General features: G+C 62.1%; 17 protein-coding genes and 1 pseudogene. 4 read left to right on the forward strand and 14 right to left on the reverse strand.

The features are described 5' to 3' along the window. From MAXJ12_RS31090 to MAXJ12_RS31120, 7 genes are all read right to left on the reverse strand, one after another. A partial coding sequence (locus tag MAXJ12_RS31090; RefSeq protein WP_008840162.1) for a haloacid dehalogenase type II occupies positions 1–469 on the reverse strand: 469 nt, incomplete at its 3' end. A 237-nt stretch (positions 470–706) separates the two neighbouring features. Further along, entirely contained in the window at positions 707–1,372 is a 666-nt protein-coding gene (gene otnC, locus MAXJ12_RS31095) for a 3-oxo-tetronate 4-phosphate decarboxylase (RefSeq protein ID WP_008840163.1), read from the reverse strand. Beyond that, on the reverse strand, positions 1,369–1,731 hold the full coding sequence (locus MAXJ12_RS31100; RefSeq protein ID WP_008840164.1) for a nucleotide-binding domain containing protein: 363 nt from the start codon (positions 1,729–1,731) through the stop codon (positions 1,369–1,371). The genes otnC and MAXJ12_RS31100 overlap by 4 nt, the downstream gene beginning before the upstream one ends. Before the next feature lie 34 nt (positions 1,732–1,765). Then, positions 1,766–3,220: an aldehyde dehydrogenase family protein gene (locus tag MAXJ12_RS31105; RefSeq protein WP_008840165.1), complete on the reverse strand. Its 1,455-nt coding sequence runs from the start codon at positions 3,218–3,220 to the stop codon at positions 1,766–1,768. Continuing rightward, on the reverse strand, positions 3,217–4,491 hold the full coding sequence (locus tag MAXJ12_RS31110) for an NAD(P)/FAD-dependent oxidoreductase (protein WP_008840166.1): 1,275 nt from the start codon (positions 4,489–4,491) through the stop codon (positions 3,217–3,219). Before MAXJ12_RS31110 ends, MAXJ12_RS31105 begins: the two co-directional genes overlap by 4 nt. A 59-nt stretch (positions 4,492–4,550) precedes the next feature. Beyond that, positions 4,551–5,720: an alanine racemase gene (locus MAXJ12_RS31115; RefSeq protein ID WP_008840167.1), complete on the reverse strand. Its 1,170-nt coding sequence runs from the start codon at positions 5,718–5,720 to the stop codon at positions 4,551–4,553. A gap of 20 nt (positions 5,721–5,740) precedes the next feature. Next, positions 5,741–6,607 carry a GNAT family N-acetyltransferase gene (locus tag MAXJ12_RS31120; protein ID WP_008840168.1) on the reverse strand — a complete coding sequence of 289 codons (867 nt, stop codon included), beginning with the start codon at positions 6,605–6,607 and terminating at the stop codon, positions 5,741–5,743. A gap of 307 nt (positions 6,608–6,914) precedes the next feature. Here MAXJ12_RS31120 and MAXJ12_RS31125 point away from each other — a divergent pair, with 307 nt between their 5' ends. After that, positions 6,915–7,853 (forward strand): ornithine cyclodeaminase family protein, encoded by a 939-nt coding sequence (locus MAXJ12_RS31125; RefSeq protein WP_008840169.1) that lies wholly within the window; start codon positions 6,915–6,917, stop codon positions 7,851–7,853. A gap of 150 nt (positions 7,854–8,003) precedes the next feature. Here MAXJ12_RS31125 and MAXJ12_RS31130 read toward each other — a convergent pair whose 3' ends face one another. The 7 genes from MAXJ12_RS31130 to MAXJ12_RS31160 all read right to left on the reverse strand — a co-directional run bounded on the left by MAXJ12_RS31130 (position 8,004) and on the right by MAXJ12_RS31160 (position 16,587). Then, positions 8,004–9,311: an NAD(P)/FAD-dependent oxidoreductase gene (locus MAXJ12_RS31130; protein ID WP_008840170.1), complete on the reverse strand. Its 1,308-nt coding sequence runs from the start codon at positions 9,309–9,311 to the stop codon at positions 8,004–8,006. A 50-nt stretch (positions 9,312–9,361) separates the two neighbouring features. Then, positions 9,362–10,672, reverse strand: coding sequence for an NAD(P)/FAD-dependent oxidoreductase (locus tag MAXJ12_RS31135; protein ID WP_040589073.1), 1,311 nt, complete (start codon positions 10,670–10,672; stop codon positions 9,362–9,364). Between the two features lie 58 nt (positions 10,673–10,730). Beyond that, complete coding sequence (locus MAXJ12_RS31140) at positions 10,731–11,609, reverse strand: ABC transporter permease (protein WP_008840172.1); 879 nt, start codon at positions 11,607–11,609, stop codon at positions 10,731–10,733. Between the two features lie 35 nt (positions 11,610–11,644). Then, positions 11,645–12,595 (reverse strand): ABC transporter permease, encoded by a 951-nt coding sequence (locus MAXJ12_RS31145; protein ID WP_008840173.1) that lies wholly within the window; start codon positions 12,593–12,595, stop codon positions 11,645–11,647. A 69-nt stretch (positions 12,596–12,664) separates the two neighbouring features. Beyond that, positions 12,665–14,335, reverse strand: a complete 1,671-nt coding sequence (locus tag MAXJ12_RS31150; RefSeq protein ID WP_008840174.1) for a peptide ABC transporter substrate-binding protein — start codon at positions 14,333–14,335, stop codon at positions 12,665–12,667. 37 nt (positions 14,336–14,372) lie between these two features. Beyond that, entirely contained in the window at positions 14,373–16,037 is a 1,665-nt protein-coding gene (locus MAXJ12_RS31155) for an ABC transporter ATP-binding protein (protein WP_040589075.1), read from the reverse strand. Between the two features lie 322 nt (positions 16,038–16,359). After that, positions 16,360–16,587 (reverse strand): hypothetical protein, encoded by a 228-nt coding sequence (locus tag MAXJ12_RS31160; RefSeq protein WP_008840176.1) that lies wholly within the window; start codon positions 16,585–16,587, stop codon positions 16,360–16,362. A gap of 592 nt (positions 16,588–17,179) precedes the next feature. On the opposite strand from MAXJ12_RS31160, the gene MAXJ12_RS31165 reads away from it, so the two are divergent. The 3 genes and pseudogenes from MAXJ12_RS31165 to MAXJ12_RS31175 all read left to right on the forward strand — a co-directional run bounded on the left by MAXJ12_RS31165 (position 17,180) and on the right by MAXJ12_RS31175 (position 20,117). Beyond that, on the forward strand, positions 17,180–18,505 hold the full coding sequence (locus MAXJ12_RS31165; RefSeq protein WP_008840179.1) for an NAD(P)/FAD-dependent oxidoreductase: 1,326 nt from the start codon (positions 17,180–17,182) through the stop codon (positions 18,503–18,505). Between the two features lie 50 nt (positions 18,506–18,555). Continuing rightward, positions 18,556–19,628: pseudogene (locus MAXJ12_RS31170) on the forward strand (tartrate dehydrogenase). Between the two features lie 12 nt (positions 19,629–19,640). Beyond that, positions 19,641–20,117 carry an Lrp/AsnC family transcriptional regulator gene (locus tag MAXJ12_RS31175; protein ID WP_008840180.1) on the forward strand — a complete coding sequence of 159 codons (477 nt, stop codon included), beginning with the start codon at positions 19,641–19,643 and terminating at the stop codon, positions 20,115–20,117. The last annotated feature ends 97 nt before the right edge of the window (positions 20,118–20,214 follow it).

Here is a 20,214-nt window from a genome sequence, read left to right on the forward strand (position 1 = left end):
CTTCGAACGCCTTGAAGTGCGGCTTGTAGGCACCCGCCTCTTCGGCGGTCAAGACGGCATGGAAGGGCGCACCGAGCTTTGCCACGTTCGACGGAATCTGGGCCATCATGGAGTTCGTCAGGGTGACCAGCGGAATTTCCTTGGCCAGTTTGGCCAATCCCGCGGGGACGTCAGGATGCGGTCCCCATGTCGGGATGCGATTGTAGATCGTTTCAGCGTCTTCGGCACGGAATGCGATGTTGTTGCGGCGGCAGGTGCGCTCGAGCGCATTGTGAACGACATCCGCATAGGGCTTCCAGTCCTGCATCACCTCATCCAGGCGGTACCCCTGGAAGTTCCTGATGAATTCATCCATGCGCGGGCCACCCAGGAGATGGCCGAACAGATCCCGGGCGGCTTCCGCCATCTGGAAATTGATGAGGGTGCCGTGGCAATCAAAAGTCACGTATTTCGGCCGGAAGCGATTCATGTCCTTGGTTCCTGTCAATCTGCCCTATCAGCCGAGCATAATCGCAGGTGTTTGGCAGAATGTGCCACAATGCATGGTCATTCAGCAGAAGGCCCTCCGGTCGGCTGCCAAACCAGCACGCCCTTTCGCTGTGCGACCGTTCTCGCATTTTTGAGCCGAAGCGCCCTGAAAGGGGCACGCACGTTTTGGCAGGTCTTCCCGACCCGCTGGCGTCTGGCTGAGTCACTCTCAGCGGAACTAGCAACACAGGGCGCGTTGGCGACCGCTAAAATTCAACGGATAGCGCTTCTGGAGGTCGTCGACTTGCGCCTGGGTCAGGGGACGGGTTGCCATGCCCCTGAGGGCGAGGAACAGCTTCGCCGTTTCTTCCAACTCCTCGGTCGCGTAGACCGCATCGTCCAGGGTCTTTCCAGCCACGACCGGTCCGTGATTGGCCAGCAGCACCGCATGGTGCCGCGATGCGAGCTCGCCGACGGCCCGGGCCAGGTCAATATCTCCAGGAGCGAAGTACGGTATTAGAGGGAGCGTGCCCACGCGCATAACGTAGTAAGCGGTCAAGGGCGGCAGCACGTTTGAGTGGTCCACCCCACACAGGCATGAAACGGCGACTGAATGGGTGGAATGCAAATGAACGACGGCGCCGGCGCGGGCGCGCCTGTCGTAGACAACCGGGTGAAGAAACGCTTCCTTTGTTGGCGGATCCCCTCCAACCAGTTGCCCCGCAGCATCGATCTTCGCAAGCCGGGCGGGATCAAGTGCTCCGAGACTGGTTCCCGTCGGCGTCATCAGCCATCCATCGGCCAGCCTGACGGAAATGTTACCCGGCGATCCGAACATCAGTCCTCGGTCAAACATTGACTTTCCAAGCCGGGCAACTTTCTCGCGTAGTGCGGCTTCGGTCATGGGAGCATTCCAAAAGCATCTCGGAAGAATGTCGGACAACCGAAGTTGCCTGACTTGAGCGCCACGGCTAGCGGCCGCTCGCTTCCGACGACGTCGCACCAAGGAACCCCTGGCGCAATTTCGGCGCCAATGCGCAGCGTTCTCACGCCAAGGGCGAGTGACACGGCGCCAGAGGTTTCGCCGCCTGCGACCACGATCCGGCTGAAACCTTCCTTCTGCAGCCGCGCTGCAAGACCACTGAGAATTTCCTCGACTTTTCTGCCCGCCTCCAGGGTTCCGTATCTGGCTTGCGACTCCAGAAGCTCTTCGGCGATCGACGGACCGGCAGCGGCGGTGATTGGCGTGTCCGACCCGGTCAAGCCGGCGCGCCCTCGGCGCTTGGCAAGATGTCGCCTAGAAATAGCCGAGGATGGATTTGACTTCGAGATACTCCAACAAACCCTCGAGGCCGTACTCGCGTCCGTTTCCGGAGTGCTTGAAGCCGCCAAACGGCGCGTGTGGATCCCATGCTGGGTAGTTGAGATGCACTTGACCGGCGCGGATCTGCGACGCGACGTCCTTGACGACGTCCATATCCTTGCCCTGCACATGGGCCCCTAGGCCATAGACGGTATCATTGGCGATGGTGATGGCCTCCTCCACTGTCTCGTAGGGGATGATGCAAAGAACCGGTCCGAAGATCTCCTCCTGGGCGATGCGCATGCCCGTGCGCACCTCGGAAAAAACCGTCGGTTTTATGTAGAGCCCGACATTCAGGCCGGCTGGACGGCCCTGTCCGCCGGTGAGAAGCTTCGCGCCTTCCGAAATGCCGACGCCGATCATGGTTTGGATTCGGTCGAACTGAGCACGGTTTGCGATTGCACCGTGGGTGGTGGCTTCCGAGAGAGGATCTCCGACGACGATTTCATCTGCGGCCCGCTTGGCAATTGGCTCGATCTCGGAAAGCAACGCGCGCGGCACGATCATGCGCGTCGGCGCGCTGCATGACTGGCCAAGATTGCGGAAGGCAGCGGCTATGCCCAGCGAAACGGCGCGATCGAGATCGGCGTCGGGCAGGATCACGTTCGGCGACTTGCCGCCGAGCTCCTGCGCGACGCGCTTGACCGTCGGCGCGGCGGCCTCGGCCACCGCGATGCCGGCACGGGTAGAGCCGGTAATGGAGATCATGTCGACATCCGCATGGGACGCGAGACCTGCACCGACGCCGGGGCCGTTACCTTGGACGAGGTTGAAGACACCGGCCGGGAAGCCGGCTTCCTCGATCGCCTCCGCGAACAGAAGGGCGCTCAAAGGAGAAAGCTCGCTCGGCTTCAGCACAACCGTGCAGCCTGCGGCGAGCGCCGGCGCGACCTTGGCGGTGATCTGGTAGAGCGGCCAGTTCCACGGCGTGATCAGCGCGCAAACACCGATCGGTTCGCGGGTGACCGCGGTGTGGCCGCGCTGCTCGACGAAGGGGAAGGTTGTGAGGACATCGCGAGCGACCTGCACGTGGGCAATCGCTAGCGGCAACTGCGCGGTACGCGCATATCCGATCGCCGCGCCCATTTCGAGAGTCAGGCATTGTGCAAGCAGTTCAATGCGCGCTTCGAGCAGCGCCTGCAGGCGATCGAGCAGACCCGCGCGAAATTCCGGCTTGGTACGGCTCCAGGTGGCGAACGCCCGGCGGGCCGCCGAAACGGCCGCATCAACGTCCTCGCCATTTCCGAGCGGAAACCGGGTCACGGCCTCTTCCGTGGCCGGATTGACCACAACGCCCGTGGCGGTGCCCTGCGGCTCGCGCCATTCGCCATCGATGAAGAACCTGCCCAGGCGGCCGTTGCGAGACAGGTGTTCGAGGGGCGTGGTCATGTCACGAGGTCTTTCATGCGGTAATAGGCGCCGAGGATTGGCAGGAACCAGGGACGCCCGAAATAGCCGGGGATCGCGGGCCAGTCGAAATCCCTCCACGGATTGAGCTCGGGGCGCCCGTCCATGACCTCGGTCATGATACTGCCCATCAGCGTCGACATATGGGTGCCGTGCCCGCTATAGCCCATTGAGTAGTAGACGCCGTCGCGCTCGCCGGCGCGGGGCAGGCGGTCGCGGGTCATGTCGACCAACCCACCCCAGCAGTAGTCGACCCGGACACCCGCCATTTCGGGGTAGACGTCGACCATCGCCGCTTTCAGGATTCGGCCGCTTTTTTCGTCTGACTGAGGGTTGGAACCCGCAAACCGAGCCCGGCCGCCGAACAGCAGGCGATTGTCCGGGGTCAGCCGCCAGTAGACGACGAGGTTGCGCGTGTCGACCACATTGCGGCCCGTCGGCATCAGGCGCTTGATCTGCGGAGGCGACAGCGGTTCCGTCACGATCAGGAAGGCGCCGACCGGCACGATGCGGCGGCGGATCCATCCAAGCGGACCGACCTTGGAAATGCCGCTCGCCAGCAGAACCTGCCGCGCGACGATCTTGCCTCGAGGGGTCTCAACCTCATGCCCGCCGGCGACCTTGCGCATGGCCATGACCGGAGCATGTTCATAGACCTCCGCGCCACGCCGCGCCGCTGCGGTCGCCAGTCCCCGGACGAAACGCCCGACATGCATGCTGGCGCTCTTGGGAAACAGCAGCCCGCCGTGGTAGCGGTCGGTCCCGACCTCGCCCTGCAGGTCGGGCCGGGCGATCATCCTCGTTCCGGGATCGACATTGGCCGCCAGCAGCTCCTGGCTGCGTGCCAGCATGTCGTAGTGCTCGGGCTTGGCCGCAAGCTTGAGCTTTCCCACGCGCGAGAAGCTGCAGTCGATGTGTTCGTCCTGGACCAGCCGCTCGACCAAATCGACGCCGGCGTCGAAAGCCTTGTAGAGCGCGTTTGCGGCATCCTTGCCGTACTTGCCGGCCATGATCGCATAGTTTTGAGCAAAGCCGTTGTTGCACATGCCGCCATTGCGCCCCGACGCGGCGTTGCCGATTGTTTCAGCCTCGAGCAGGGCAACCCGGGCGCCCTTCTTGGCGAGGGCCAATGCGGCGGAGGATCCGGTCAGACCGCCGCCGACCACGGCCACGTCATAGCGACCTTCGAGGGGGTTGGACGATCCGTCATCGAACGGTTGAGACGTATCCAGCCAATAGGACGTAAGTTTCATTTTGCACCACCAGTGCGTCAATTTGCATGGGCGCCATGCAAAGCGTAGAGATTGAAGCCCTACCAGCCGCGGATCCGCTCCCAACGCGCCTCGATCTCGGGGCTCTCACCGTTGATGACGCTGTAGAAGTCATGCTGGGCGGCCATCGCGCAGGCATGGTTGGGCAGGATCCGGATCCGCGTACCGACCGGGAGCTCGGGCATGCTCTTGCCGGAACCGTTGCGGATCGCGAGGATGCCGTGCTCCTGGCTGGCCTGGGACACGACTACATCTTCGAGCACCCGCCCCTTTTCGTCACAGACCACACCATAGCCTTGGTCGAGCTGCTGGTTCGCGGTTCCGCGGTCGCGCGAAAGCGCCATCCACCCAGCATCGACCAACACCCATCCTTTTTCCGGCTTGGCGCCGATCACAGTGGCCAACACGGAAATCGCGATATCGTCGATGGTACAGACCCCGACCCCGTGCTGGACGAGGTCGAAGAACATGTAGACCCCGGCGCGCAACTCCGTGACGCCCTCGAGTTTCTGGGCGAAGTGCGCCGTCGGCGTCGAGCCTAGGCTGACGATCGGGCAGGCATGGCCGTGGGCACGCAAAGTTTCGGCCGCGCGCACGGTGGCCGAACGCTCGTTCTCGGCTGCCTCGACCAGTGCATCGGGCGTGCTCAAGCCATAGGACTCGCCCGCATGGGCGAGAACGCCGACGAGCTTGGCGCCCGCCGCGACGACCCTTTCGGCCACCTCGAGCAGCCTGGGATCGTCCGGCTTCAAGCCACCGCGATGGTCATCGCAGTCCAGTTCGATGAAGACGGACGGTGTCACGCCGGTGGTCTCGCGCACGTCGGCCAAAGCATCGGCCTGCTCCACGGAATCGAGCAGCAGCTTCACATCAGCGCCGGTACGGCGACAAATCTCCATGGCGCGCTTAGCCGAAACCGGCGACATGCCGACCGCATAAGTCATGTCGCGAAAGCCGTGGCCCGCGAAATACTCCGCCTCGGCGATGGTCGAGACCGTGATCGCGCCGGGTTCGCGGGGAAAGACGCCTCGGGCGACGTCGATGCTCTTGGCCGTCTTCATGTGAGGGCGCAGCACCACGCCCAGCTTTCTGGCGCGCTCGGCGAGACGCTGAACGTTGCGCTCGAGCCGTCCGCGGTCCAGAAGCAGCGACGGGGTGATGAGGGCGTCGATCGTTTTGGCCGCTTCACGCGCTTTTACGTTTGGCTCCATCTTTCCCGTATCCTTATTCCTTAACCGAACGACTGGTTTGCCAAGGCATACATGCGGGCGGCCCCATCGGACACTGGCCGCCGCCCCTTGACCATAGCGGTCGCATAACCGACTCGCTCGAGGCCTAGGCTCTCCAGCCAGTCGCCCAACCCGTGTTCGGCATAGACGTCGATGCGCACGAATTGCCGGTGAAGCGACGAAAGCTGGGCCAGGATCAGGAGGCGCGCGTCTTGTGCGCTTTCAGCTGCAACAGGGCCGATCACGTAGCCGCGCCCGAACCTCCTGGCGATGACGTAACCCGCAACCCTTCCCCAGCGTTCGATGACCAATACATTGCCCACTTCAGCGAGCGCCGCCACCATCGACGGCCGGGGCATGCCCGTGGCCCGTCCGTCGAAGGCCTGAATCGCCGCGAGGTCGGAGACTGTCGCCTGGCGAACGTCGGTGCGCGCACTCTGCGTCACCGGGAGGGTCAGCGGGCCCTGATGCTGGAGCACGGTACCCCAGGCGGTGAAGCCGCGTCGCTTGTAGAGCGTGAGCCCCTCTTCGGTCGAATTGAGCAACACGTCGCGGCCGTCCGTTGCCTCAAGCAGTCCATTAAAGAGTCGCGAGCCGTAGCCACCGCCTTGTGCGGAGGCGGTGACGATGATCATCCCGGCGGTGGCATATGTCTGTCCGTAGTTCCACCACAGGGCCGTGCCGATCACTTCGCCTGCCCGCTCCAAGACCAGGCCCTGGCCGACCATGGCGGCGAATTCCCAGTCTTCATGGCGATAAGGCCAGGCCATCTCCTGCGACAGCCTCAGCGCGCCCGGCACGTGGCGGGTTTCGAAGTTCATCAGCTCGATTGGGGCGCTGACGGTGTCTCTCTCATATTCGAGGGCCATTGGTGGAACGCTGTCTCTTGGTCCGAGGTCGTTTTGAAGTCAGACCTTAAAGTCGCTCCAGACAGGCAGATTTCCCTGCTGTTTTACCCTGTTAACTCGACGGGATCATTCGTTTTGACCCCGTCCCTCGGCATACAAAATGGCGCAAATCGAGTGAAACTACTCATCTGCCATCCTGCGTCGCCCATCATGGTTGCCAGTCGGCGTGGCGTCCGCGCCTCTACACCGATGTAATCTCGGGCTGACCACGCCATGCACGGGAACACTTTGTCGCGATGAACGGCTTGATGCTCACAAGGAAGTTTGGATGATCTACATCAGCGAAGAGGAGTCTGCCGCCCTTGTCACACATGAACTTGCCTTTGAGGCGGCGCGGCAAGCTCTCGTGGCCGCAGCTTGCAAGCAGAGCTGGGTCTTTCCCGCTGTTCTCGGGCGCACGCAGGAGGCGACCAATACCTTCTCAATCAAATCCGGTTCGTCTGACCACCTGACCGGCGTGAAAATTGGCTCCTTCTGGTCGGGCAACCCGGCACGTGGCCTTCCCCGCCACAACTCAACTGTCGTACTGCTCGATCAGCATACAGGTCGGCTCGGCGCCGTAATCGAGGCCGGGAAGGTCAACGCCTACAGGACGGCCGCCGCCGACGCGGTTGCGGCCGATCTTCTTGCGCGGGCGCAAGCCAAGGTTCTGGCGATATTCGGCGCCGGCAACCAGGCGGGCTTCGAAGTGATGGCGTTGGCACGCATCCGCCCAATCGAAACCATGCTGGTCGTGGCCCGCCCTTCGCCGCGACGCGACGCGCTTGTCGATCAGATCGGCGAAAGGGGCCTGGAGGCGCGCGCTGCCTTGCCCGAGGAGGCCGTGCGCGCGGCCGACATCGTGGTGACGGCGACACCCTCACGCGAACCGCTGTTCGACGCCGCTTGGGTGGGACCCGGAACCCATATTGTCAGCATGGGGTCGGATGCTCCGGGCAAGCGCGAATTGCCTAGCGAACTATTTCCCAGGGCACGTCTGTTTTGTGATCTGCTTTCCCAGTCAGTCCAGATCGGCGAGTTCCAACACGTGCGCGACGAGATCGACGCCGGCGTGCTTGCGGTAACACCAATCGGCGAGGTGATTGAGAAGCGTGCACCTGGACGCCGCTTCGACAACGAAATCACGGTCTTCGACAGTTCTGGTATCTCCCTACAGGACCTCTACATGGCCGACGCACTGATCCGCGCAAACGCGTCCCACCGCTGACCTGTCGTGCTAGCCCGCGGCAAGCTGCACCACGCACCACCGTTAACGATGGCGGCAAGACCAATCGGGCTTCGCTCAGGCGAGGTGCAATGTGCACCAAGCGGCAACCTTCGATCCTGTGCCGTGGCGTGTCCACGAGCCTAAGTAACGTCAATGCAATTTGAGACGCGGACGGACAACCCGGTTGACCTGGCCAACCAAGATAAGAGCCAATCCCTTGACCCAGCCATGGACGGCCAGCAAGTGCATGCGGTACAAAGACACGTAGATCATCCGGGCCAGCCGCCCCTCGATCGCCATCCGCCCCCCGACGAGGTTTCCCATCAAGCTACCAACGGTGGAAAATCGGCTCAATGACACCAGCGAGCCCTTGTCGCGATAGACAAATGGTTCCGGCGTTTCCCCGGCAATCAAGTGAAGAATGTTGCGATAAGCCGTCGATGCCATCTGGTGGGCAGCCTGAGCGCGTGGTGGCACCGGGCTGCCCGCGCCCTCTGGCTTGAAAAAGCAGCAATCGCCTAAAGCGAAGATGCGCTCGTCCCGGCTCGTTTGCAGGGTGGGAAGGACGACAAGTTGTCTGCTGCGCGCCACCTCCAGTCCGTCGAGATCTTCCAGAATACGTGGCCCCTGCACTCCTGCAGCCCAGACGCAAATATCGGCGTGTATCTCCTCTCCGCTAGCGCACCTCAGTCCCATTTCCATTGCTTCCGATACAGCTGTGTTTGCGAGCACCCGGACGCCGAGGGCCTCAAGTTCCTCATGCGCCGCTTTTGCCAAAGCTTCTGGCAGAACCGGAAGAATCCGCGGCCCCGCCTCAATCAGGGTGACCCTCATCCGCGTCTCGTCGAAGACTTCCAGGCCGTAATGCCTAAGAGATGATGCAGCATTGTAGAGTTCAGCAGCGAGCTCAACGCCGGTCGCGCCGCCACCTACGATAGCAATATCGACGGACACGTCCTCGGCTGGATCAGCTGACATCGTCCTTGAAACCCGAAGACAATGATTCAGCAACTTCAGTCGAAAGCGATCGGCTTGATGACGATCTTCTAGGAAAAGACAGTGGCCCTTCACTCCCGGCGTACCGAAGTCGTTTGAGACCGAACCGATTGCGATAACGAGGTAATCGTACCGGAGCCGATGTCGACCAACCAGTTCCGACCCGTCATCGTCGTAAATCGGCGCCACGATCACCTGCCGCGCTGTCCGATCGATGGCCTCCAACGAGCCGTAGAAGAAGCGGTAGCCCCAACGATAGCCGTGGCTGCGATAGCCAATCTCGTCGAGATTTGCATCGAGTGATCCAGCCGCAACCTCATGAAGAAGCGGCTTCCAGACATGAGTGTGGTTCCGCTCCACAAGAATGATGTCAAAATCCTTGCGGCCGAGCCGTGCTCCGAGCCGCCGCACGAGCTCCAGACCTCCAGCCCCACCGCCAACGACCACTATCTGAGTCTTCATTCCCGCTTGCCCGGTCCGTAGAGGAATGCCCTTCAAAAAATGCCCGCTTGTCAGCGGCTGGCGCGCCACCAGGCGATACGGTCCAACAGTGCGTAGCCCTTGATAACGGCCGGCATGAACCACGGATCGCCATGATAGAGCGGGATGGCCGCAGGCGGCCGAAAGTCGAATGCGGTGCGCGCCTGCTCACCATGTCCCATCAGCTTGTAGGCGGCACGCGTGCCGACCCACGGCGCCCAGACGACGCCCGAACCGCAGAAGCCGGTGGCATAGACCACGCCGTCCTTCTCGAAGATGCGGGGCAGCATGTCGCGGTTCATGGCCACGTTGCCGAACCAGCTGTGGGAAAGGCGAACCTTCTCCAGCTCCGGGAAAAGTCCGACTAGCCCGTTGCGCAGACGGAGCGTCGGCGCTGCCGGATCGCCCACGCGCGAGCTGTCACGCCCACCCAGCAGAATGCGCCTGCCGTCCGGCGAAGGGCGGTAATAGAAGCCAAGCTCGCGGCCCTCGCCCATCATCATCCGCTTCGGCATCAGGCGAGCCATCATCTCAGGCGCGAGTTCCTCAGTTGCAATGATGCGGCTGCGAACCGGCACCAGCCGGCGGCGCAGGAAGGGGTTGGCGCCATCCGTATAGCCGTTTGTACAGACCAGAATCTGCCGCGCCTGCACCGTCCCTGCCGAGGTCTCGACGCGGAACCCCGACCCATCCCTCTCCATCGAGGTCACGGGCGTGTTTGAATGCACCGTCAGTCCCGTAGCGAGCGCCACCCGCAGGAGCTCGGCGTGGAACTTGGCCGGGTGCAGCCCACCAATGTCCATCCGCACCACGCCGCCGCGGTAGAAGTCGGTCCCGATGTAGTTGCGCTGCTCCGAATGGGGAACGGGGTAAGATTCGACCGCAAGTTTCTTCGCCAAAGCCTCAGCGCCGCGGGCCATCTTCTCGTACTGTTCGTATCCGATGGCGCCTTTGAAAAGACCAACCAACTTGAGGTCGCAGTCGAGCTTTTCCGTTCTGATGAAATCGTAAAGGAATTCGCGCGCGATCTTGCCCTCGGCCTCGATCGCCAAGGCTTTCTCTTCGCCGAAGCGCCGGGTGATGGTGGCGTAGTCCAGCCGGATACTCCCACTCGTAATTCCGCCATTGCGCGTTGAAGCACCCTCGCCCGGATTCATCGCATCAAAAGCTGCAACCGAGCGTCCTTCGTGCGCCAGCGCGAGCCCGGCTGAAAGGCCGGCGTAGCCAGCGCCGACGATGGCTACATCAAGCTTCCTGGCCAAGGGCTGCGGCGGCAGCGGCACGACGGGCGCCGCCTCCCACCAGTAAGGTGTATTCTTGTCGGCGACGTTGGGCTCGTGCACGTGAGTGACTTCTCGCTGCGTTTGCTGGATCGGGAATGGGCCGTGTTTGCCGGCGAGATCAGACCCGATCGTCTCGCACGTCGAGCGCATCGCGCAGTCCGTCGCCGATGAAATTAAAGCTGGTTACGGCGATCGTGATGGCGGCCCCGGGAATGATCGCCAGCCAGGGCGCACTGTCCAGATATTGCTGGGCGCCCTCCAGCATGTTGCCCCAGCTGGGCAGCGGCGGCTGAATGCCATAACCCAGGAAACTGATATAGGCTTCCAGCAGGATTGCGCGCGCCACTGTCAGCGTCGCGGCCACGATGATCGGACCCATGGCGTTGGGCAGGATCTCGCGGAACATGATATGCGTGCCACTCAGCCCCACCATGCGCCCGGCCAGCACAAACTCGCGCTCGCGCAACGACCGAACCTCGGCCTCGACAATTCGGGCCACCTCCATCCAGCTGGTGATAGCGACGATGACCGTGACCATGGCGGGGCTCGGCTTCAGTGCCGCGGCCAAGGCAAGCAACAAGAAGATGGAGGGGAATGACAGGAAGCCGTCGACCGTGCGCATCAGTGCTGCGCCGATCCAGCCGCCGCGGTAGCCCGCGATCACGCCGACGAGCGTTCCGATCAGCGTCGACAGCAGCATGGCGAAGAATGCCACCAGCAGGGAGGTCCTCCCCGCCATGAACAGTCGCGCCGCCACGTCCCGGCCCAAAGGGTCGGTCCCGAGATAATGGTCGCCGGACAGGGGCGGTGAAAAGCGGGCGCGCAAATCGATGTAGAGGGAATCATAGGGCAGGAGATGAGGGCCAAAGACGCATGCCAGCGTAAGTAGGGTGATCATCGCCACCCCCAGCAACGCCAGATGATGGCTCGTGAAACGGCGCACGGTGCGGCTACGCCACCAGCGGCTTGGTTCTGCATTTGCGGCAAGAGCGGTCATTTCGGGTGCCTCCTGTTGGGCATGAGGTTAAGCACTCAACCCAGACGAATGCGCGGGTCGACGATCGCCACCACGATGTCTGCGATCAGGTTGCCGAGAATGACGAGGATGGCTGAGAACATCAGCAGTCCCATCACGACCGGGTAGTCGCTGTAGCCGAGGCTGTCCAAGAACAGCCGACCCATCCCCGGCCAGGTAAACACTGTCTCCGTCACCAGCGCGCCGGTCAGGATGCTCGGAAGCTGCACCCCGGCCAGTGTGATCATCGGCAAAAGCGCATTGCCGACGACGTGCTTCATTATGACTCGGCGCTCGCTCAGGCCCTTGGCGCGGGCGGTCTTGACAAAATCCTGGCTGATGGCGTCGAGCGTTGCTGTGCGCATGTAGCGGCTCCAGATCGCGACATGCACCAGCGACAGCACGATGCTTGGCAGGATCAGGTGATGCAGGTAGTTCAGGACCGAACCGTCGCCGATCGTGTACATGTTGCCTGCAGGAACCCAGCCCAGCCGCAGGGAGAAGATGTAGATGCCGACGAGCCCGAACCAGAAGGTCGGGATCGACAGCGCGACCATAGCTCCGACCGTCGCCACATGGTCGAACAGCGAATAGCGGTGCGTGGCGCCACGAATGCCGATCCAGGTGCCGATCGCGATGGCAATCGCGGTGGACGTACCCATCAGCAGCAGCGTGGCAAAGACGTGCCGGCCAATCACGGCCAGCACAGGCGCGCCGTCGCGGAAGGAGTGGCCCCAGTCGCCTTGGAGAAGCCGCCAGGCCCAGTCGAAATACTGCATCCACAGCGGTCGATTCAGCCCCAATTGCTCTTTCAGGCGATCGAGATCGTCTTGCGTCATGCCGGGATCGAGCCCGAATTGCGCGAGCGGACCGCCCGGTAGCAGGTTCAGGACGAGGAACCCGATGACCGACACGATCAGGAGCAGGATGAGGCTCTGCGAGAGCCGGTTGAGCAGGAAGCCGCGCATTCAACTCTCCTCTGTCAAGACAGCGCCGATGACTGGCCGCCGCCGCAAGGCGGCGGCGGCATAAGTATGTCAGCCCTTCCAATGCCATCCGGCGGCATGCCAGGATGCGACGCGGGCGTTGGAGTTTGCCTCGAAACCCTCCAGCCCTTCCTTGCGGCCGAACACGTTGGCGTAGGCAAACAGAGGCAGGAACGGCAGATCCTGACGGACGATTTCCTGCACACGCAGATAGATGGCGCGCCGCTCTTCCCGGTCGAAGGTGCGGGTGCCCTTGTCGAGCAGTGCATCGACCTCCGGGTTGGAGTATTGGCCTGTGTTCGAGCCCTTTCCGCCCTTCGCAACAATCGCCTTGGTGTGCAGGCGGTTGGAAACGTCGGGGTCGCCCGCGATGACGTTGGTTACACCGGAGATCGCTGACTCGAACTGGGATTTGAGCCAGAAATCGCCCCACATGACGGCGGCCGGCAGGTTCGAGATGGTCATCTCCACCCCGATCTCGGCGAATGTCTGCTGCAGGAACTGCTGCGTCTGCTCGCGCAGGTGGTTGCCGGAGGTGGTGGAGTTGGCGAACGACAGACGCACCCCGTCCTTCACTCGTATTCCGTCAGCTCCAGGTACCCAGCCGGCCTCGTCGAGGATCTGACCCGCGCGCTCGATGTTGAACTCCTGTGCCGGCAGGTTCGGATTGTAGTAGTAGGAATTCTGCGGCATGAAGGTCTCGGTGGGGTTGTGGACCCCGTAATAGAGTGCTTCGAGGATCGCTTTCCTATCGATTGCGGCGTAGAGCGCCTGGCGGACCGCCGGGTCCTTGAATTGCGGCTTCTCAAGATTGAGATAGATCGACTCGACCGATGCCCCGCGCTCCAGCATGACCGCGCGATCCGGTAGTTTGCTGGCTTCCTCATAGTGGTCGGCGGTTATGAATGCCTGGTCGACAAGATCAATGTCGCCGCTCTTGAACTGGGTGTAGAGCACTGTCATGTCGGGGATGTATTTGAACACGAGCCGCTCCAAATAGGGGCCCTCCCCGGCATAATCCGCGTTCGCGACGAGTTCGATATGATCGCCGGCGATGCGCTGCGCCCACTTGAATGCGCCAGTGCCGACAGGCGCCTGATTGAAGGCGGCGGCATTTGGGTCGGCTTCTTTTTCGAGGATGTGCTTGGGAACCATGAAGGTTTCGGCGAGAAACGACAGGTAGGGGGCGAAAGCCTCCTCCATCCGCCAGGTGAGCTCGGTCGGCGAGACCACCTTGATATCGCGCACCAGCGAATGGCCGGCCGTGCGCCACGCGCGGAATTTCGGATTGGTGATGAGCTCGAGAGTGAATTTCACGTCATCGGCAGTGAAGGGCTCGCCGTCGTGCCAGCGGACGTCATCACGCAGGCGAATGCGCCACACAAGTCCGTCCTCTGAAATGCCGCCGTTGTCTTGGCTGGGCACTTCGACCACAAGATTGGGTTGAAGAACGCCTTTGGGATCCATGCGAACGAGTGTATCAAACACTGAGAAATGCACAGCGTCATCGCACTCGGTATGCGGCATCAGTGGATTGAAGACGGTGGGTTCCTGCGAAAATCCGACGACGACGCGGCCGGTTGGGCTCGCCGGAGGCGTCTGGGCGAAGGCGGGTTTGCCCAACAGATTGGGCGCAATGAGGCCTGCAGCCCCGCCTATCGCCATCAACCGCATTGCATCGCGCCGCGAGTAGTTTGATTTGGAGTTTGAACGTTCAGTCATTGGAATTCCCCTTGTTCTGGCGGTATCCGCCGTGCTCTTACCCATTTGCTGCAACCGGACGGGTCGGTCCCGGCTGCTCTCCAGGAATCGCCGCCACCAGCTCACGCGTGTAGGCTGATTGCGGGTCGAGGAAGATTTGCGAGGGGGGACCGCGTTCCACGATCCGCCCTTTCTGCATCACCGCGATTTCGTCGCAGATCTGGCTGGCGACGCGCAGATCGTGGGTGATGAAGATCATCGACACGCCGGTCTCCCGCTGGATCTGATCCAGCAGCTGCAGGATCTGGGCCTGGATCGACACGTCGAGCGCCGACACAGCTTCGTCGGCGATCAGCAGCTTCGGTTTGAACATCAGCGCCCGAGCAATGCCTATGCGCTGGCGCTGCCCACCGGAAAATTCGTGCGGATAGCGGCCAAAGGCGCCGGCATCGAGCCCGACATGAGCCAAAAGCGCCTTCGCCTCATCACGCGCCTGGGCATAGGGCGTTCCGTGCGCGACTGGGCCAACGGTCAGGATGTGGCCGATCGTCGAGCGCGGGTTGAGCGAGGCGAAGGGGTCCTGGAAGATCATCTGAACCCGCGGCCGCAGCGGGCGGAACTCGGCTTCGGAAAGCCTGGCTATGTCGCGGCCCTCGAACAGAATCCCGCCGCCGTCGCTGTCCAGCAGCTTGATCAGAAGCCGGCCGAGCGACGATTTGCCCGAACCGCTTTCGCCCACCACGCCAAGCGTGCGCCCGGGCGCCAGATCGAACGAGACGTCGTTGACCGCGGGCACGACGCGCGCTTTGCCGAACAGCGCACTGCCACTGCGGTAGGTCTTCACCAGGCCCTCGACCTTCAGGATCGGCGCCTTGTTGGCCGTTTCCAGAGGAACGCGGTCCTCGCCGGTCAGGCGCGGGACGGCCGCGATAAGGCGCCGGGTGTAGGGAGGGCCGGGCGATTTCAGGACCTGTTGGGCGCTGCCCTGCTCGACGATGTGGCCCTTCTCCATCACGACGACGCTGTCTGCTATCTCGGCCACCACCCCGAAGTCGTGGGTGATGAACATGACGCTCATTCCCTTGCGGCGCTGAATGTCGCGGATCAGCTCCAGAATCTGCGCCTGGGTGGTCACGTCGAGCGCGGTCGTCGGTTCATCCGCGATCAGGATCGTGGGTTCCAGCGCCAGCGCCATGGCAATCATCACCCGCTGCCGCTGCCCGCCGGAGAGGCGGAACGGATACTGGTGATACATGAGTTCCGGGTCGGGCAGTCCAACCTCGGTCAGCAACTCGAGAGCGCGGCCGCGGCGGGATTTCGGCGTGCCGACGCCATGCGCCGCCATGACCTCGTCGATCTGTGCGCCCACGGTCATCAGCGGATTGAGCGCCGAGAGCGGGTCCTGAAAGATCATCGACACCACCCGGCCGCGCAGGCTGCGCAGCTTGTCCGGCGACAGGCCTATGATGTTCATCCCGTCCAGGTGGATGGCTCCCGAGGAGACGTGGATCACCCGAGACAATAGTCCCATGATGGCGTTGGCGGTAACCGACTTGCCGGATCCGGACTCGCCTATGACGCACAGAATCTGGCCGCGTTTCAGATCGAAGGAGATGTTCTCGACGGCATGGGTCCGTTCCATGCCTTCCGGCAAGGTTATCGTGAGATCACGCACCGAAAGGGCCACATCGTGGGGGGCTACAGCCTGGATGCTTGCGACCATCGAGATCACCTCCCTTGCAACCGCGCAGGCTGGCCCGTTGCGGATTGTGTTTTCGATCCCCGCCTCGCGGCGGTCCATCGGTCAAAACTGTTCCCTATTGTGAACTCTCCGGCTCACTGTCCAAGGCCCCTTCTGTGGCCCTTTAGAGCCTGCCTGCCTCTTGGCAGATGTCCGGGGAGCAACGCACCTTAATTGCCGATCAGTTTGACTCTTTCTGGCCGGCAGAGTCGCCGGAAGTTGGCGCCCAGGCAGCAGGAACTTCTGAAAAGGAGGTCGAAATTGGCATTTTCGCTCTGCGCCTGTTTCGGCGCCCGAGAACAAGTCACGCAAGCCCGTCCTTGAACCGATAGTATGCGCCTACTATGGGACGGAACCAAGGCTTGCCGGCATGCAAGGCCATGCCCTCGAGCGGGTTCTTGTCCCTGCGACCCATCGCGATGTCAGCCGGCGCATTGCCGATCAGGGTCGATCTATGTGCACGGTACCTCGAATAACCCATGCCATAGATCACACCGTCGGCGCTGCCGGCCGGAGGACGGCGATCCGGCATGCAACCGACGAGGCCGCCTCAGCAACAATCGATCTCGACGTTCGCCAGTGCGGCAACATGCCGACAATCTGCTCGCTGTTGTGGCGGGCCTATGACGCCTCGATCGACATGATCGAGGCGATGATCGAGGAAGAGAAGATTGCGTGCAGCTTCCGCCGGACTGCAAGCTCAAGCTTGCTTCCAAGCCCTCGCATGTGCGACCAGACGCACCATACCCGACATTGGGCCTCGACGAGTGCGACCTTCACGCCAATTTGGCGAGCTTGCGCACAGCGTTCAAGCCGGTGAAGCCGGCGCCGATTACGATCACCTCAAAATCCCCCGAGACGGCGCCGGCCAAGGCTCCGCCAAATGGAACTGACGTGTCATGCAGTGGGAAGCAAACTTCATTGTTGCGTCACCCCATGCTCGTCTGAAGCCGTTCCGAATGCAGTGCGTTTATGTCCGAATCCGAGGGTGCGACCGGCGTTACGCGCAACAATTGCCTGTCCTGCGCGCCTGAAACCGCAGGATATTCCGTCCAAGCACAATCTCCGCAGCGTAGGCCTGTGGGCAGCAGGATAGAATGCGTCAAACATAAGGTTTCCTGCCCATGCCCGCACCGCTCATGCACATTGAATCCAGTTCATCGCTGCCTCGGGAGGCAGATGTCGTGGTGATTGGCGGCGGCGTGGTGGGCGTGTTCAGCGCGTACTACCTGGCGCGCCGCGGCATCAAGGTGGCTCTGGTCGAGAAGGGGCGGGTTGCAGCGGAGCAGTCCAGCCGCAACTGGGGCTGGTGCCGCCAGCAGAACCGCGATGCGCGCGAGCTGCCGATGGCAACGAAGAGCCTCGATCTCTGGGAGAAAGTGACACAGGAGACCGGCCAAGACACCGGCTTTCGCCGTTGCGGGCTCCTCTATCTCTCGCAAAGCGACGATGAGCTGGCGGGCTGGGCAAAGTGGCGCGATTTTGCGAGGACGGTCGGCGTCACGACGCATGTGCTGAGCGCCGAAGAAGCCACCGAGAAGGGTAAGGCAACCGGACGCAAGTGGAAGGGCGGCGTTTTCTCACCGACCGACGGAACGGCAGACACCTCGAAGGCCGTGCCTGTTGCCGCGCGTGGGATCATTGCAGCTGGCGGCACCGTGCATCAGCATTGCGCGGCTCGTGGCATAGAGCTGAGCGCCGGCCGGGTCAGTGGTGTCGTGACGGAAGCGGGAACCATCCAGACGAAGATCGTCGTCATGGCCGGAGGGGCGTGGGCTTCGTCCTTCTGCAACCAGCTTGGTATCCGCTTCCCACAAGCTTCCGTGCGTTCTTCCATTCTAGCCGTGGCGCCCGGCGCAAACGGCCTGCCGGATGCCCTGCATACTGCGCACGTCTCGCTGACGCGGCGCGGCAACGGTGGATTCACGCTGGCGATCAGCGGGCGCGCGCGCGTCGATTTCACGACGCAGCAGTTCAGGTTCAGCCGCGAGTTCGTGCCCATGTTCGCCCGCCGCTGGCGCAGTCTCGCCCCGGGTGCATTCGAGGGCTGGCGTCAAGGTCATGAAAGCCTGGGTAAATGGGCTCTCGACGACATCACACCAATGGAGCGGAACCGGATTCTCGACCCCAAGCCTGACATGAAGCAGATTCGCCTGACACATCAAAGAGCCTGCGAATTGCTGCCTGAACTCAAACGCGTCGCGATTTCCGATGCCTGGGCAGGTTATGTCGACAGCACGCCTGACGGCATCCCGGCAATCGGTGAAGTGGAGGGGATTCCGGGCTTCATTCTAGCCGCGGGATTTAGCGGCCACGGGTTCGGGATCGGCCCCGGCGCGGGGCACATGATTGCCGATATCATCACCGGCAGCGAGCCGATCGTCGATCCGCGTCCCTACAAGCCCGAACGTCTGAAAATGGCTGCCTGGGGCAAGGTCGCTGAATTCTGATGAGGGCCGCCCTGGGCGGCGTCACGATAAGCAACACGGGGAAGTTCCGCATGCGTGAGTACCAGATTGCCGCCATACCAGCCGACGGGATCGGCCCAGAAGTCATCACAGCGGGCCTGCAGACGCTCGAGACGCTCCAACAGCGCTGCGGCGATTTCAAGCTTCGCGTCCAACACTTCGATTGGGGCTCGAATTATTACAAGGCCCATGGCCTTATGATGCCCGAGGATGGGCTGGCACAACTCAGGGCATTCGACGCTATTTTCTTCGGCGCCGTCGGCGCCCCTGATGTGCCCGACCATATCACCCTCTGGGGGCTTCGGCTGCCGATTTGCCAAGGCTTTGACCAGTATGCCAATGTGCGGCCGACCAGGATCCTGCCTGGGATCTCATCGCCTCTCGCCGGTATCAGCCCTGGCGGTCTGGACTGGGTCATCGTGCGGGAGAACTCCGAGGGCGAGTACTCGGGCCACGGTGGCCGTGCCCATCGCGGGCTTCCCGAGGAGGTCGGAACCGAGGTCGCGATCTTCACGCGCGTCGGCGTCACCCGCATCATGCGTTATGCATTCCGGCTGGCACAGTCACGGCCGCGAAAGCTCCTGACGGTCGTCACGAAATCCAACGCGCAGCGCCACGGCATGGTAATGTGGGACGAAATCGCCGCCGAGGTGGCAGGGGAATTCCCCGATGTCACGTGGGACAAGATGCTGGTCGATGCTATGACAGTGCGCATGACGCTGAAACCTTGGAGCCTCGACACGGTCGTCGCCACCAATCTTCATGCGGATATCTTGTCCGACCTTGCCGGCGCACTTGCGGGCAGTCTCGGCGTGGCGCCGACCGCCAATATAGATCCCGAGCGGCGCTATCCCTCGATGTTCGAGCCCATCCACGGCTCAGCATTGACATTGCCGGCAAGGGAATCGCCAACCCTGTCGCCACGTTCTGGACCGCCGCTCAGATGCTCGAACATCTGGGCGAAAGCGAAGCAGCCGCTCGGTTGATGCGCGCAGTGGCCTCCGTCACGGCAGAAGGCGTACTGACGCCGGACATAGGCGGAACAGCGACCACGCACGAAGTGACGGACGCGGTCTGCAAGGCGATCCGCGGATCGAATCTGTGATAGGCTTTTCCTATGAAGCTCGACAAGATCGACATCAAAATTCTATGCGAATTGCAGAAGCATGGGCGGATTTCCAACGTCGAGCTGGCGGAACTGGTTAATCTTTCAGCGAGCCCATGTCTCATGCGGGTCAAACGGCTCCAGGCGGAGGGCTTCATTACCGGTTATTCCGCCCTGATCGACGTCTCCAAGCTTGGGCAGACTCTGACGGTTTTCACTGAGATCACGCTTAGGAACCATCGCCAGAACGACTTCGCACGGTTTCTCACAACGGTCGAGAAGATCGATTCCGTCGTCGAGTGCCACCTTGTTTCAGGCGGCTACGACTACCTGGTGAAGTTTGTCACAGCCGGAATCACCGAATACCAGACTGTCATGGAGCGTTTGATCGAAATGGACATCGGCATCGACAAATATTTCAGCTTTGTCGTGCTGAAGTCGCCTATCGTGAAATCTCATCTGCCTCTCGACATCATCTTCAGCAATTGAGAAGGGCGACCTCTGCCTTCAGCGCAAGATGAGGGTCTGGCAAACGGCCTGGGTCCCGCTCAAGGGCGTTTTAGCCAGCTTCATTTGAGCTACCAGG

Origin of the sequence: Mesorhizobium alhagi CCNWXJ12-2, from assembly GCF_000236565.1 — a bacterium.
GTDB classification, from domain to species: Bacteria; Pseudomonadota; Alphaproteobacteria; order Rhizobiales; family Rhizobiaceae; genus Allomesorhizobium; species Allomesorhizobium alhagi.

What these genes read in the sequence shown, in the direction of transcription:
- otnC (WP_008840163.1), bottom strand. Translation starts at nt 1,372, where the DNA reads ATGACCGAAGCCGCACTACGCGAGAAAGTTGCCCGGCTTGGAAAGTCA.
- MAXJ12_RS31105 (WP_008840165.1), bottom strand. Translation starts at nt 3,220, where the DNA reads ATGACCACGCCCCTCGAACACCTGTCTCGCAACGGCCGCCTGGGCAGG.
- MAXJ12_RS31110 (WP_008840166.1), bottom strand. Translation starts at nt 4,491, where the DNA reads ATGAAACTTACGTCCTATTGGCTGGATACGTCTCAACCGTTCGATGAC.
- MAXJ12_RS31115 (WP_008840167.1), bottom strand. Translation starts at nt 5,720, where the DNA reads ATGGAGCCAAACGTAAAAGCGCGTGAAGCGGCCAAAACGATCGACGCC.
- MAXJ12_RS31120 (WP_008840168.1), bottom strand. Translation starts at nt 6,607, where the DNA reads ATGGCCCTCGAATATGAGAGAGACACCGTCAGCGCCCCAATCGAGCTG.
- MAXJ12_RS31125 (WP_008840169.1), top strand. Translation starts at nt 6,915, where the DNA reads ATGATCTACATCAGCGAAGAGGAGTCTGCCGCCCTTGTCACACATGAA.
- MAXJ12_RS31130 (WP_008840170.1), bottom strand. Translation starts at nt 9,311, where the DNA reads ATGAAGACTCAGATAGTGGTCGTTGGCGGTGGGGCTGGAGGTCTGGAG.
- MAXJ12_RS31140 (WP_008840172.1), bottom strand. Translation starts at nt 11,609, where the DNA reads ATGACCGCTCTTGCCGCAAATGCAGAACCAAGCCGCTGGTGGCGTAGC.
- MAXJ12_RS31145 (WP_008840173.1), bottom strand. Translation starts at nt 12,595, where the DNA reads ATGCGCGGCTTCCTGCTCAACCGGCTCTCGCAGAGCCTCATCCTGCTC.
- MAXJ12_RS31150 (WP_008840174.1), bottom strand. Translation starts at nt 14,335, where the DNA reads ATGACTGAACGTTCAAACTCCAAATCAAACTACTCGCGGCGCGATGCA.
- MAXJ12_RS31155 (WP_040589075.1), bottom strand. Translation starts at nt 16,037, where the DNA reads ATGGTCGCAAGCATCCAGGCTGTAGCCCCCCACGATGTGGCCCTTTCG.
- MAXJ12_RS31160 (WP_008840176.1), bottom strand. Translation starts at nt 16,587, where the DNA reads ATGCCGGATCGCCGTCCTCCGGCCGGCAGCGCCGACGGTGTGATCTAT.
- MAXJ12_RS31165 (WP_008840179.1), top strand. Translation starts at nt 17,180, where the DNA reads ATGCCCGCACCGCTCATGCACATTGAATCCAGTTCATCGCTGCCTCGG.
- MAXJ12_RS31175 (WP_008840180.1), top strand. Translation starts at nt 19,641, where the DNA reads ATGAAGCTCGACAAGATCGACATCAAAATTCTATGCGAATTGCAGAAG.